The organism is Sphingobium sp. (assembly GCA_023266575.1).
Classification (GTDB): Bacteria; Pseudomonadota; Alphaproteobacteria; order Sphingomonadales; family Sphingomonadaceae; genus Sphingobium.
Genome location: JAHFPV010000019.1, coordinates 44067 through 56658 on the forward strand (window position 1 = coordinate 44067; position 12592 = coordinate 56658).

The 12592-nt window shown below is 65.2% G+C and carries 12 protein-coding genes; all 12 read left to right on the forward strand.

From position 1 onward, the window contains the following. Window positions 1-59 precede the first annotated feature (59 nt). The 12 genes from puuE (at window position 60) to Q0D44_RS16190 (ending at window position 12411) form a co-directional block, all read left to right on the forward strand. Window positions 60-935 (forward strand): allantoinase PuuE, encoded by an 876-nt coding sequence (gene puuE, locus Q0D44_RS16135; protein ID WP_294137980.1) that lies wholly within the window; start codon window positions 60-62, stop codon window positions 933-935. Next, window positions 932-1312, forward strand: a complete 381-nt coding sequence (gene hpxZ / locus Q0D44_RS16140) for an oxalurate catabolism protein HpxZ (protein ID WP_294137981.1) — start codon at window positions 932-934, stop codon at window positions 1310-1312. Before puuE ends, hpxZ begins: the two co-directional genes overlap by 4 nt. Next, a complete protein-coding gene (gene uraD, locus Q0D44_RS16145) occupies window positions 1309-1749 on the forward strand; it encodes a 2-oxo-4-hydroxy-4-carboxy-5-ureidoimidazoline decarboxylase (RefSeq protein WP_294137982.1) in 441 nt (146 codons plus the stop codon). The genes hpxZ and uraD overlap by 4 nt, the downstream gene beginning before the upstream one ends. A gap of 145 nt (window positions 1750-1894) precedes the next feature. Next, on the forward strand, window positions 1895-3313 hold the full coding sequence (locus Q0D44_RS16150; RefSeq protein ID WP_294137983.1) for an NAD(P)/FAD-dependent oxidoreductase: 1419 nt from the start codon (window positions 1895-1897) through the stop codon (window positions 3311-3313). Further along, window positions 3310-3642, forward strand: coding sequence for a hydroxyisourate hydrolase (gene uraH, locus Q0D44_RS16155; RefSeq protein WP_294137984.1), 333 nt, complete (start codon window positions 3310-3312; stop codon window positions 3640-3642). The genes Q0D44_RS16150 and uraH overlap by 4 nt, the downstream gene beginning before the upstream one ends. A 1-nt stretch (window position 3643) precedes the next feature. Then, on the forward strand, window positions 3644-5071 hold the full coding sequence (gene xdhA / locus Q0D44_RS16160) for a xanthine dehydrogenase small subunit (protein WP_294137985.1): 1428 nt from the start codon (window positions 3644-3646) through the stop codon (window positions 5069-5071). After that, entirely contained in the window at window positions 5064-7373 is a 2310-nt protein-coding gene (gene xdhB / locus Q0D44_RS16165; protein WP_294137986.1) for a xanthine dehydrogenase molybdopterin binding subunit, read from the forward strand. Before xdhA ends, xdhB begins: the two co-directional genes overlap by 8 nt. Continuing rightward, window positions 7370-8290 (forward strand): xanthine dehydrogenase accessory protein XdhC, encoded by a 921-nt coding sequence (xdhC, locus tag Q0D44_RS16170; protein WP_294137987.1) that lies wholly within the window; start codon window positions 7370-7372, stop codon window positions 8288-8290. Before xdhB ends, xdhC begins: the two co-directional genes overlap by 4 nt. Further along, on the forward strand, window positions 8287-9582 hold the full coding sequence (gene guaD, locus Q0D44_RS16175; protein WP_294137988.1) for a guanine deaminase: 1296 nt from the start codon (window positions 8287-8289) through the stop codon (window positions 9580-9582). The genes xdhC and guaD overlap by 4 nt, the downstream gene beginning before the upstream one ends. Beyond that, window positions 9579-10583 carry an adenosine deaminase gene (locus tag Q0D44_RS16180; RefSeq protein WP_294137989.1) on the forward strand — a complete coding sequence of 335 codons (1005 nt, stop codon included), beginning with the start codon at window positions 9579-9581 and terminating at the stop codon, window positions 10581-10583. Before guaD ends, Q0D44_RS16180 begins: the two co-directional genes overlap by 4 nt. After that, window positions 10580-11677: a nucleoside hydrolase gene (locus tag Q0D44_RS16185; RefSeq protein ID WP_294137990.1), complete on the forward strand. Its 1098-nt coding sequence runs from the start codon at window positions 10580-10582 to the stop codon at window positions 11675-11677. Before Q0D44_RS16180 ends, Q0D44_RS16185 begins: the two co-directional genes overlap by 4 nt. 38 nt (window positions 11678-11715) lie before the next feature. Next, window positions 11716-12411, forward strand: coding sequence for an HAD family hydrolase (locus Q0D44_RS16190; protein ID WP_294137991.1), 696 nt, complete (start codon window positions 11716-11718; stop codon window positions 12409-12411). Window positions 12412-12592 lie beyond the last annotated feature (181 nt).

Below are 12592 nucleotides of genomic sequence, written 5' to 3' on the forward strand. Positions count from 1 at the left end.
GCTACGCTCAGGCGAGGGCTTCGACTTCGCTCAGGCCGAACGGGGAAGGGTGGGCCTGCATGACGCTCCCCCGCGACCTCATCGGCTATGGCCAACATCCACCCGATCCGCGCTGGCCCGGCGGCGCGCGTATCGCTGTGCAATTCGTCGTCAATTATGAGGAAGGCGCGGAAAATAGCGTCCTCAACGGCGACGAGGGGTCCGAAGCCTTCCTCTCCGAAATGGTCGGTGCCGCCAGCCACCCGGCGCGCGCCATGGCGATGGAAAGCCTCTATGAATATGGCAGTCGCGCCGGTTTCTGGCGCCTGCATCGCCTGTTCACCGAACGCAACCTGCCCGTCACTATATTCGGCGTCGCCAATGCCATGGCGATGAACCCCGCCGCGGTGGAGGCGATGCTGGCGGCGGACTGGGAAATTGCCAGCCACGGCCTGAAATGGATCGACTATCAATATGTCCCTGAAGAGGTGGAACGCGCCCATATCGCGCAGGCCATCGCGCTGCATGAAAAGCTGACCGGCACCCGCCCGCTAGGCTGGTATCAGGGCCGCACATCGCCCAACACCGCCCGGTTGGTGCGCGAAGAAGGTGGCTTCATTTATGATGCTGACAGCTATGCAGACGACCTGCCCTATTATGCAGAGGGGCAGCTGATCGTCCCCTACACACTCGACGCCAATGATATGAAGATCGTCGCGCTCAACGGCTTTACCGAAGGCGAGCAATTCTTCCGCTATCTGCGTGACACGTTCGATCAGCTCCGCGCGGAGGGTGGCCGGATGATGTCGGTCGGCCTGCATGGCCGCATCGCCGGGCGACCAGCCCGCGCCGCCGCGCTCGCCCGTTTCCTCGACCATGTCATCGCTTGTCGAGACGCCTGGGTCGCCCGCCGCATCGACATTGCCCGCCACTGGATGGAGGTCCACCCCGCATGACCATCGACGATCCGATCCTGCTTGCCGAAATCACCGCCGCCTTCATGGAATATGAGCGCGCGCTGATGGCGGACGATGTGCCTGCAATGGACGCGCTGTTCCACGATGCGCCCACCACCAACCGCTATGGCGTCGGCGAAGTGTTGTACGGAATCGAGGAAATCCGCGAATTTCGCAAAGGCCGCGGCGGCTCACCGCAGCGCAAGCTGGGGAACGTCGCGATCACCGTCTATGGCGACAGCTTCGCCACCGCCGATGCTGAATTTTTTCGCGAGAATAGCGACCGGCGCGGCCGCCAGACCCAGAGCTGGGTCAAGTTCGCGGATGGCTGGAAAGTCGTCTCGGCCCATGTCAGTCTGGAGGGCAACACGCATTGACTGCGCTGTTCGAACATAGTCCCTGGGTCGAGGCGCGTGCCGACGCACGGCCATCGTCGGGCGACCGCCATGCCGACCTGATGGCCGTCGTCCATGACGCGACGCCGGAGGAGCAATTGGCGCTGATCCGCGCGCATCCCGAACTGGCGGGCAAGGCGGCGATCGACAGGACGCTGACCGATGCCTCCGCCGCCGAACAGGCGTCCGCCGGTCTGGATCGTCTGACCCCACAGGAATATGAACGCTTCCACGCGCTCAACGCGGCCTATCGGGAGCGCTTCGATTTCCCCTTCATCATCTGCGTGCGGCTGACCGACAAGGCGGGTATATTGGCCGCCATGGAACAGCGGCTGAGCCATGGGCGCGAGGAAGAGATCGCAACCGCGCTTGCCCAGATTGGCGAGATCGTCCGGTTGCGGCTGGAGGATATGGCATGAGCGCCGTTCGCATTCCTTCCCCGCACGGGGAGGTGGCGCCGCGAAGCGGTGACGGAGGGGGTTATCCTCCTGGCGTAGCGTGTGGGGCGATCCCCCTCCACCACCCTGCGGGCGGTCCCCCTCCCCGTATCGGGGAGGAATGGATATGAGCCTCCCCGCGCTGGAATCCGAACTGGCCCGGCAACTCGTCCTGATCGGCCATGGCGGCACCGATTGGACCCGTCCGCGCGCGCATCCAGACGGCCATGTCCATGACGTCGTCATCGTCGGCGGCGGGCAGAGCGGCCTGGCCGCCGCCTTCGGCCTGTTGCGCGAGCGGGTGTCCAACCTCCTGATCATTGACGAGAACCCCGCCGGGCTGGAAGGGCCGTGGGACACCTATGCGCGGATGATCACGCTGCGCACGCCGAAGGACCTCAACCCCATCGATTTCGGCATCCCGGCGCTCACCTACCGCTCCTGGTGGGAAGCGCAGCATGGCGCGGCAGGCTGGGAGGCGGTCGGCAAGATCGCGCGCGGTGACTGGATGGCCTATCTGCGCTGGTATCGCCGCGTTTTGAACCTGCCGGTGCGGAACAACACGAAACTGACCCTTGTCGAGCCGCTGGGCGACGGCCTGCACTGCCTGCATCTCGACGGCCAGCCGCCGCTGCTGGCGCGCAAGGTGGTGCTGGCGACCGGCATACAGGGCGGCGGCGAATGGCACACGCCCGCCATGATCCGCGACGCCCTGCCTCGCAACCGCTACGCCCATACCAGCGAGCCGATCGACTTTGCCGCGCTTATGGGCAAGCGGATCGGCATATTGGGCGGCGGGGCGTCGGCCTTCGACAATGCCAATGCGGCGCTCAGCCTGGGCGTCGCAGCGGCGCATGTGTTCATTCGCCGCCCGGTATTGCCGCGCATCAACCCGATACGTTTCATGGAACAGGTCGGCTTTACCGGTCGCTATCCCGCGCTGTCGGACGCGGACAAATATGCGGTGATGGCGGGCTTCCTGGGCCATAACCAGCCGCCCACCAACGACACATTCGATCGCGCTGCCGCCTGGCCGGGTTTTGACCTTCATCTGGGCGCGCCATGGCTATCGGTCGAACTGGTCGACGATCAGGTTCGCGTGACCACGCCGCAGGGGACGCATGATTTCGATTTCGTGATCCTGTCCACCGGCCTTGTCAGCGATCCCGGCCTGCGCGGGGAACTGGGCGCGGTCGCACAGCATATCGCCCGCTGGGCCGATCGCTTCACCCCGCCGTCCGGCAGCGCCAACGCGCTGATCGACGCGCATCCTTATCTCGGCGATGGCTTTGAGTTACTGCCGCGTACCGACGCTGGCGCGGCGGCGCTGCACGGCCTGTTCGCCTTCAACTATTCCGCGCTCATCAGCCTGGGACTCTCCGCCTCGGCCCTGTCCGGCCTGCAAACCGCGCTGCCCCGGCTGCTGCGCGGCGTCACTGACCAGCTTTTCCTCGATGATCGCGCCGCACTGGTCGCGGACCTGCTGGCTTATGACGAGGCGGAATTTGTCGGGCAATGGCCAAAGCAAGAAGAGGAGGCCGCATGATGGCCAGCCTGTCCACCCATGTCCTCGACACCAGCCATGGCTGCCCCGCCGCTGGGGTCTCGCTGCGTTTGATGGATGGCGACGGGACCGTCCTGTTCGCTGGCGTCACCGACGCGGACGGTCGATGCCCCGGCCTGCCTGCGCTCACGCCGGGCTGCTACCGGCTGGCATTTGCGGTCGCCCCCTATTTCGCCCGGCGGGGCGTCGATCTGCCCGATCCGCCCTTTCTCGACAGCATCACCCTCGACTTCGGCATTGCCGATGCGGGCCATTATCACGTCCCCCTGCTCGTATCGCCCTATGGCTATTCGACCTATCGGGGCAGCTGAGATGAGCGTGCATTTCCTGCTGGACGGCGAACTGGTCGAGATCGCCGACGTTGATCCCACCGCAACCCTGCTTGACCATCTGCGCTACACCATGCGCCGCACCGGCACCAAGGAAGGCTGCGCCGAGGGCGATTGCGGCGCCTGCACCGTGCTGGTCGGCGATCTCGACCGAGACGCGATTGTCTGGCGCGCGGTCAACGCTTGTATCCTGTTCCTGCCGATGCTGGATGGCCGCGCATTGCTGACCGTCGAAAGCCTGGCCCCTGACGGCGCGCTCAACCCGCTTCAGGCCTGCATGGCCGCCAATGGCAGTTCGCAATGCGGCTTCTGCACGCCCGGCTTCGTCATGTCGCTCTATGGCCGCTGCGTCCGGGCCAGCGGCCATGACCTGCCGGTCGCCGATGTGCTGGCGGGCAATCTGTGCCGTTGCACCGGCTATGGCCCGATCTTGGCGGCAGGCGATGCGATCGGCTCTTTGGAGCGTGACGACATAGCGACTGTTGCGGCGCTCAAGGCTCTGCGCGACAGGCCCGCTGCGTCCGGCCAGTATGGCGAGCGCCGCTGGTTCGCGCCGCGCAGTGGTGCCGCGCTGGCCGACCTGCTCGCCGACCATCCCGACGCACGCATGGTCGCGGGTGCCACCGATGTCGGCCTGTGGGTGACGAAAGGGCTGCGCAGTATCGACACACTGATCTTTCTGGGCGATATCGCCGAATTGCAGACGATAGAGGAAAGCCCCGCTGGCGTCCGGCTGGGCGCTGGCGTGCGCTATGCCGACGCCCATGCTGCCTTTGCCCGCCTTCATCCCGATCTGGGCGAACTGACCCGCCGGATCGGCGGGTTGCAGGTCCGCAATGCCGGGACTGTCGGTGGCAATATCGCCAATGGATCGCCGATCGGCGATGGCCCGCCTGCCTTCATCGCTCTGGGCGCGGAACTCACCCTGCGCAGCCGCGACGGGCAGCGGACGATGCCCCTGGAGGACTATTTCCTCGACTATGGCAAGCAGGACCGCCGCCCCTGGGAATTTGTCGAAAGCCTGTGGATTCCGCGCCCCGGTCCCGATGCTATCATCCATATCGCCAAATTGTCCCGCCGCTTCGACAGTGACATTTCAGCGGTGTGCGGAGCGTTCAACCTGACCGTGCGGGATGGGACCATCACCGCCGCGCGCATCGCCTTTGGCGGCATGGCGGCCACGCCGCGCCGCGCGCCGCTGTGCGAAGCCGGAGTGATCGGCCAGCCTTTCACGCTGGCGACGATGGAGCAGGCCGCCGACGCCCTGCGCGCTGACTATGCCCCGCTCTCCGACGTGCGTGGGTCCGCCGCCTACCGGATCGACGCCGCCGCCAATCTGCTGCTGCGCTTGTGGCACCGGGAACAGGGGCAGGCGGTGTCGGTCCTCAGTCTGGACGCCGTCCATGGCTGATCGCGATCCCGCCTGGCGCGTGCTGCCCAAGCCCTCCCACCCGCATGACAGCGCGCCGCTCCATGTCACCGGCGCGGCCCGCTATGCCGATGACGGGCCGGAACCGGCCGACATGCTCCATCTGGCTTTCGGCCAGAGCGCCCATGCCCACGCCCGCATCCTGTCCATGGACCTGTCCGCCGTCCGCGCGGCGGAAGGGGTGATCCATGTCTTTACCGCCGCCGATATCCCCGGCGCGAACGATGTCAGTCCGGTGGCTGGCGACGACCGGTTGCTGGCCGATGGCGAAGTGATTTGCGTGGGGCAGGCGATCTTTCTGGTCGCCGCCACCAGTCAGCGCACCGCGCGCAAGGCCGCGCGCCTCGCCAAGATCGACTATGAACCACTGCCCGCCTGTCTGACGATCGAGGCGGCGCAGGCGGCCCATTCGCTGATCGAACCGACCCAGCGCATGGCGCGCGGCGATGCCGACGCCGCGCTGGCGAACGCCCCCCATAGCCTGACCGGCAGTTTCGACATGGGCGGGCAGGATCATTTCTATCTGGAGGGGCAGGTCGCCGTCGCTACGCCGGGCGAAGATGGCCAGATCCATCTGCTCTGCTCCACCCAGCATCCGAGCGAAGTCCAGCATCTGGTCGCCCATATGCTCCACCGCAACTCCGCCGACGTGACGGTGGAGGTGCGGCGCATGGGCGGCGCCTTTGGTGGCAAGGAGACACAGGCCGCCCTGTTCGCCACTGCCGCCGCGCTGGTCGCTGACAAGACCGGCCGCCCGGCAAAGTTCCGCTGCGACCGGGATGACGACATGGTCATGACCGGCAAGCGCCACGCCTTCCGGGTGGGCTATGATGTGGGTTTCGATGCCGCGGGCCATGTCCTCGCGCTGCGCCTGCGCCTGGCTTCGCGCTGCGGTGCGACGGTCGATCTGTCCCCGGCGATCAACGACCGGGCGATGTTCCATGCCGATAATTGCTACTGGTTGCCGCACGTCGAAATCGTCTCGGAACGGCTGAAAACCAACACCGTGTCCGACACCGCCTTTCGGGGCTTTGGCGGGCCGCAGGGGATGCTGGCGATCGAGCGGGTGATGGACGATGTCGCCGCGCATCTGGGGCATGATCCGCTGGCAGTTCGATGCGTCAATCTCTACGGTCCCGATCGCGATGTCGCCCCCTATGGCATGACGATCGCCGACAATATCGCGCCCCAGCTCATCGCCCGGCTGCGCGCCGACGCCCGCTACGACGCGCGCAGCGCCGCGATCGCGGCCTTTAACGCCACCAGTCCGATCATCAAGCGTGGCATCGCGCTCACCCCGGTCAAGTTCGGGATCAGCTTCACCACCACCCATTTGAACCAGGCTGGCGCGCTGGTGCTGGTCTATGCCGACGGGTCGATCCAGATCAACCATGGCGGCACGGAAATGGGGCAGGGGCTGTATATCAAGGTGGCGCAGGTCGTCGCCGACGTGTTCGCCGTGCCGATCGACCGGGTGCGGATCACCGCGACGCGCACCGACAAAGTGCCCAATACGTCGGCTACTGCCGCCTCATCCGGCGCGGACCTCAACGGCATGGCCGCCTATAATGCCGCGATGACGATCCGCGGCCGGCTGACGGGCTTTCTCGCCCGCACCTTCGGTTGCACCGATAGTGATGTGCATTTCACGCCTGAAGGCGTCATCGCCGGGAGCGAGCGCCTGAGCTTCGCCCAGCTGTGCCGTAAGGCGCATATCGGTCGCATCTCGCTCGCCGCCACCGGCTATTATGCGACGCCGGGCATCGCTTATGACCGGGACGCGCATCAGGGCCGCCCTTTCTATTATTTCGCCTATGGCGCGGCGATAACGGAAGTGGCGATCGACACGCTGACCGGCGAGCATAAGGTGCTGGCCGTCGACATCCTCCACGATGTCGGTCGTTCGCTCAATCGCCAGATCGACATCGGCCAGATCGAGGGCGGCTTCATCCAGGGGCAGGGCTGGCTGACGACCGAGGAACTGATCTTCGACGATCAGGGCCGCTTGCTCACCCATTCGCCCGCGACCTATAAAATCCCGACCGCGTCGGATCGTCCGGCCCATATGACGATCAGCCTGTGGGATGGCGAGAATGTCGAACCGACCATCAACCGGTCCAAGGCGGTGGGTGAACCGCCCTTCATGCTCGCCATCTCGGTCTTTTCCGCCCTGACCCGCGCCGTCGCTGCGGTTGCGCCGGACGTCCGGGCGCTGCCCCGCCTCGACGCCCCCGCCACCCCCGAACGCATATTGCGCGCGGTGAGCGAGCACCGCGCGCGATGAGCGAGTGGCTGGGCTGGCTGCGGCGCGTCGCAGGCAAGACACCAAGCGCCTTGATCAGCATCTTGGCGAGCGAAGGCTCAGCGCCGCGCGGGGCGGGGACGCGGATGCTCGTCACCGGCGAGGCGTTGCACGGCACGATTGGCGGCGGTCAGCTTGAGTATCGCGCGGTCGAGCAGGCCCGCGCCATCCTCGCGCTGCCGCCCGGCCATTGGCGGGTGCAGGATTATCCGCTGGGACCATTGCTGGGCCAATGTTGCGGCGGACGAGTGCGGCTGCTGATTGAACATTGCGATCCCACAGCCATGGACTGGCTGGCGGATGCGGCGGATGAGCGCATCCTTGTCTCAACCTTCCTACCAGACCGGGTGGACCGGCATGTGAGCGACCATGCCCTGCCATCCAGCCTGTCGGCGCGCGGCGATCGTCCCCGTGCCGGTGACAGTCTGGCGGAAATTATCGGCCAGCACCGCAGGCCGCTCTATCTGTTTGGCGCTGGCCATGTCGGGCAGGCGATCGCCCGTCACGCCGTCAATCTGCCCTTTCGCCTGTCCTGGTTCGATACCCGCCCGGTGTTCGAGACGATCGAGGGCGTTGCGGTCGTGCCGGAAGCCGCGATCGAGCAATGCGTCGCCGACGCGCCCGATGACGCTGCCATTCTCATCCTGACCCATGACCATGGCCTCGACTATCGCCTGACTCACGCGGCGCTCAACCGCTCCCCTTGCGCTTATATCGGCCTGATTGGCTCCGCCACCAAGGGCGCGCGTTTCCATGCGCGGCTGACGCGCGACGGCATCGACACGCACGCGCGCGGTCGCCTGACCTCGCCGATCGGCGTGCCGGGTGTCACGGGTAAGGAACCCGATGTCATCGCCATCGCCGTGCTGGCCCAATTGCTGCAATTGAGGAACGCATGACCATCCGTGGCTTTCGCGGCGAACTCCTGTCCGTATCGCGCGATCCGCATCATCATCCCGACGCCATTCGCCACGAACCCGACGGGTTGCTGGTGGTGGAGGACGGCATCGTGGTCGCGCGCGGTGACTATACCGCGCTGGCGGGCCATTATCCCGATCTGTCAGTCGAGCAACTATCCGGCCTCATCGTCCCCGGCTTCATCGACGCCCATATCCATTATGCGCAGATGGACCATATCGCCTCGCACGGCGAACAATTGCTCGACTGGCTGGATCGCCATATTTTCCCGGCTGAAAAGGCCTTTGCCGACCGCGCCCATGCCGACCGGACGGCGAACCTGTTTCTGGATGAATTGCTCCGCAACGGCACGACCAGCGCGCTCGTCTTTCCCACCGTCCATGCCCATTCGGTCGACGCGCTGTTCGATGCAGCGCTGGGCCGCAACATGCGCATCCTGTCAGGCAAGATATTGATGGACCTTGGCCCCGACGGACTGGCGGACACGGTCGATAGCGGGCGCGACGAGAGCGAAGCCCTGATCCGCCGTTGGCGCGGGCGCGGGCGGCTGGGCTATGCAGTGACGCCACGCTTTGCGCTGACATCGTCGGATGCACAGTTGCAGGTCGCGGGCAGTTTGCTGGCCGACCATCCCGACATATTGCTGCACACCCATCTGGCCGAAAATCTGCGCGAATGTGCCGCCGTGGCCGATCGCTTTACAACTGCGCAGGACTATCTCGACGTCTATGACCGCTTCGGTCTGGTCGGCGACCGGTCGGTTTTCGCCCATGGCGTTCATCTGTCCGACCGCGCCTGCACCCGTCTGGCGCAGAGCGGCGCGGGGATTGCCGTCTGCCCCAGTTCCAACCTGTTTCTGGGGTCGGGCTTCTTCGACTTCGGGCAGGCGGATGCCCATGGCGTGCGGATCGGTCTGGGCACCGATGTCGGCGCAGGCACCTCCTTCTCGCTGCTCCATACGGCGGGTCTGGCCTATCAGGCTGCCCTGTCGCGCCATTATCCGCTCGATCCCTTTCGCGCGCTTTATCTCGCAACAGTGGGCAGCGCGGCGCTGCTCCACATTGACGACCGGGTCGGCGGTCTGGAGCCGGGGCAGGAGGCTGATTTCGTCCTGCTCGACTGTGCGGCCACCCCGCTGCTGGCGCGCCGCACGGCCAATGCCACGCTTGCAGACCGCCTCTTCGCGCTGCAAATCCTGGGCGATGACCGCGTCATCGCGCGGACCCACATCATGGGCCAATGCGCCTGGGACCGACAAGGCATAGCATCATGACCGATCTCGACAGCTTCATCCGCGCCCTGCCCAAGGCCGAACTTCATCTGCATATAGAGGGCAGTCTGGAGCCGGAACTGATGTTCGCGCTTGCCAAGCGCAACGGCGTCGCCATCCCCTATGCCAGTGTGGAAAATGTCCGCGCCGCCTATGCTTTCGGTAACTTACAGGATTTTCTCGACATTTATTATGCCGGGGCGGACGTGCTGCGGACGAGCCAAGATTTCCATGATCTAGCCGCCGCCTATTTTGATCGCGCGGCGGCGGATGGCGTCGTCCATGCCGAACTCATGTTCGACCCGCAGACCCATACCGATCGCGGCATCCCCTTTGCCACGGTCATCGAGGGGCTGCTCTCCGCTTGTGGAGACGCGCAGGTGCGCCATGGCATCAGCAGCGCGCTCATCCTCTCTTTCCTCCGCCATCTGAGCGAAGAGGCGGCGTTTGCGACACTGGCCGCCGCAGACCCCTGGCTCGACCGGATCGCCGCGGTTGGCCTCGATTCCTCCGAAAACGGCCATCCGCCCGAAAAATTCGCCCGCGTGTTCGCCGCCGCCGCCGCCAAGGGTCTGCGTCTGACCGCCCATGCCGGGGAGGAAGGCCCGCCCGCCTATGTCTATCAGGCGCTCGACCTGCTCCATGTCGACCGAATCGACCATGGCAACCGCGCGCTGGAGGATGATGCGCTGGTCGATCGGCTGGTGCGTGAGGAGATGACGCTCACCGTCTGCCCGCTCTCCAACCTCAAACTTTGCGTCATCCATGATCTGGCCGATCATCCGATCGACCGGATGCTGGACCTTGGCTTGCGCGCCACGATCAATTCGGACGATCCCGCCTATTTCGGCGGCTATATCGCCGACAATTATAGCGCGGCGGCGGCGGCGCGCGGCCTCACCAGAGCGCAACTCGTCCAGCTTGCCCGCAACAGCTTCACCGGCTCCTTCCTGCCGCCCGACGCCATCGCCGCCCATCTTGAACGACTGGACGCCTGTCTATGAGGCTGCTTGCCACTTTCGTCGCGCTGCTCCTGACCATCGGCCTCGCCCTTGCCGACACGCCCAAACGCAAGGTCATTATCGACGATGAGGGCTTTGCGCTGATGCACCTCATGCTGCTGGAGGCGCCCGACGTCGATGTGCTGGGCATCACCACCGTGTCGGGCAACACATGGGCCAATCGCGCCACCGCCATGGCGCTGCGCGGGCTGGAAATCGCCCACCGCACCGACGTGCCGGTCGTGCAGGGTGCGACCTATCCGCTGCTCAATTCGGAAAGCCTGACCGACCGCTGGGAAGCCCTCTATGGCAAGCTGACATGGAAGGGCGCTTGGATGAAGCAATGGGTCGAGCCCACCCAGCAAACTACGCCGCCCTATTTCGGGCCCGATGATTCGGTCAACCTGCCCGAAGGCAATCCAACGACCAGGGCGCGCGACGAGATTGCCGCCAATTTCCTGATCCGCATGGTTCGCCAATATCCTGGCGAAGTGACGATCATCGCCGCCGGGCCGCTCACCAACCTCGCTCTCGCGCAGCGGCTCGACCCGGCCTTCGCCAGCCTGGCGAAGGAGCTTGTCTATATGGGCGGCTCGCTCAATCCCCGGCAAGCGCTCGACAATCGCGCTGCTGCCGATTTTGCGCGCGAATTCGTTAACACGCCCCGGCGCGAATTCAACATTCGCTTCGATCCCGAAGCCGCCAGCATCGTCGCGCGCAGCCCGTGGAAGGCGATTACCGTGGTGCCGGTCGATCCCTCCACGGGCACCCAGCGCCGCCGGTCGCTGCTCGACCGCATGGCAAAATCCGCCAGCCCCGACCTCGCCCGCTTCATTGCCGCGATGGAACCCGGCTTCCCGCTGTGGGACGAGATTGCGGCGGGCGTCTGGCTCGACCCGACGCTCGTGACCGACCAGCAGACGCTTTATGTCGATTATAACAGCCAGTTCGGCCCCGGCTATGGCGACATGCTCTCCTGGTTCGCGCCCTATCGCCCCGGCCTTGGCGAACAGCCCGCCACCGTCATCCGCATGATCGACGCCGCCCGGCTGGAGACGCTGATGGTTCGCCTGATGGCGCACAGTGTGAAAAAATGACAATCGCCAGCCCGACCGCCAAACGCTAGGATAAGCGCATGACGATCAAGCTCATCTGCCTCGATGCCGACGACACGCTTTGGCACAATATGCGGCATTTCAATGCGACCGAAGAGGCGCTGGTGGCCATGCTCCAGCCCTTTGCCGACGCCCACATCGCCCGCGACACGCTCAACGCCTGCGAAGGACGCAACCTCAAACTCTACGGCTATGGGGCTAAGGGGTTCACCCTCTCGATGATCGAGACCGCGGCGGAACTGGCCGGGGATCAAATCTCCAAAACGATGATCGAGGAGATTTTGGCCGCCGGACGTGCGCTGCTGGCGCATCCGGTCGACCTGTTCGACGATGTCGCCGAAACGCTCGATGCGCTGGCCCATAGGGGCAGGCTTGTGCTGGTGACCAAGGGCGACCTGCTGCACCAGGAATCGAAACTTGCCGCCTCCGGCCTCGGCGACCTGTTCAGCGGAATCGAAATCGTCAGCGACAAGACAGAAAACACCTTCCGCCGCGTATTCGGCCAATATGGCGTCGCGCCGCACGAAGCGATCATGGCCGGCGACTCAATGCGATCGGACATCCGCCCCGCGCTGGAGGCCGGGGCCTGGGCCGCCTATATCCCGCAGGAAGGCGCCTGGGTCCATGAAATCGCGGACACCCCGGCTGACCATGTCCGCTTCCGCCAGATCGATCGCTTGGCCGAGTTGCCGGACCTCATCGACGCGATCAGTTAGAACGCGATGACTTTACCTCGATCCGTTCGTTTCGAGCGAAGTCGAGAAACGTCGCTCACGGGTTTCTTGCATCTTGCGGTTGACCTGAGAGCAGTTGCATTCGGGTTGACCGTCTGGGGTGGCCACCCCAGACGGTCTGACGGATGGGACCGTGGGTTTCTGGGTTAGAGCCGAAGTCGAG

Coding starts and splice junctions, on each gene's coding strand:
- puuE (WP_294137980.1), top strand. CDS start 60: ATGACGCTCCCCCGCGACCTCATCGGCTATGGCCAACATCCACCCGAT.
- hpxZ (WP_294137981.1), top strand. CDS start 932: ATGACCATCGACGATCCGATCCTGCTTGCCGAAATCACCGCCGCCTTC.
- Q0D44_RS16150 (WP_294137983.1), top strand. CDS start 1,895: ATGAGCCTCCCCGCGCTGGAATCCGAACTGGCCCGGCAACTCGTCCTG.
- uraH (WP_294137984.1), top strand. CDS start 3,310: ATGATGGCCAGCCTGTCCACCCATGTCCTCGACACCAGCCATGGCTGC.
- xdhA (WP_294137985.1), top strand. CDS start 3,644: ATGAGCGTGCATTTCCTGCTGGACGGCGAACTGGTCGAGATCGCCGAC.
- xdhB (WP_294137986.1), top strand. CDS start 5,064: ATGGCTGATCGCGATCCCGCCTGGCGCGTGCTGCCCAAGCCCTCCCAC.
- xdhC (WP_294137987.1), top strand. CDS start 7,370: ATGAGCGAGTGGCTGGGCTGGCTGCGGCGCGTCGCAGGCAAGACACCA.
- guaD (WP_294137988.1), top strand. CDS start 8,287: ATGACCATCCGTGGCTTTCGCGGCGAACTCCTGTCCGTATCGCGCGAT.
- Q0D44_RS16180 (WP_294137989.1), top strand. CDS start 9,579: ATGACCGATCTCGACAGCTTCATCCGCGCCCTGCCCAAGGCCGAACTT.
- Q0D44_RS16185 (WP_294137990.1), top strand. CDS start 10,580: ATGAGGCTGCTTGCCACTTTCGTCGCGCTGCTCCTGACCATCGGCCTC.
- Q0D44_RS16190 (WP_294137991.1), top strand. CDS start 11,716: ATGACGATCAAGCTCATCTGCCTCGATGCCGACGACACGCTTTGGCAC.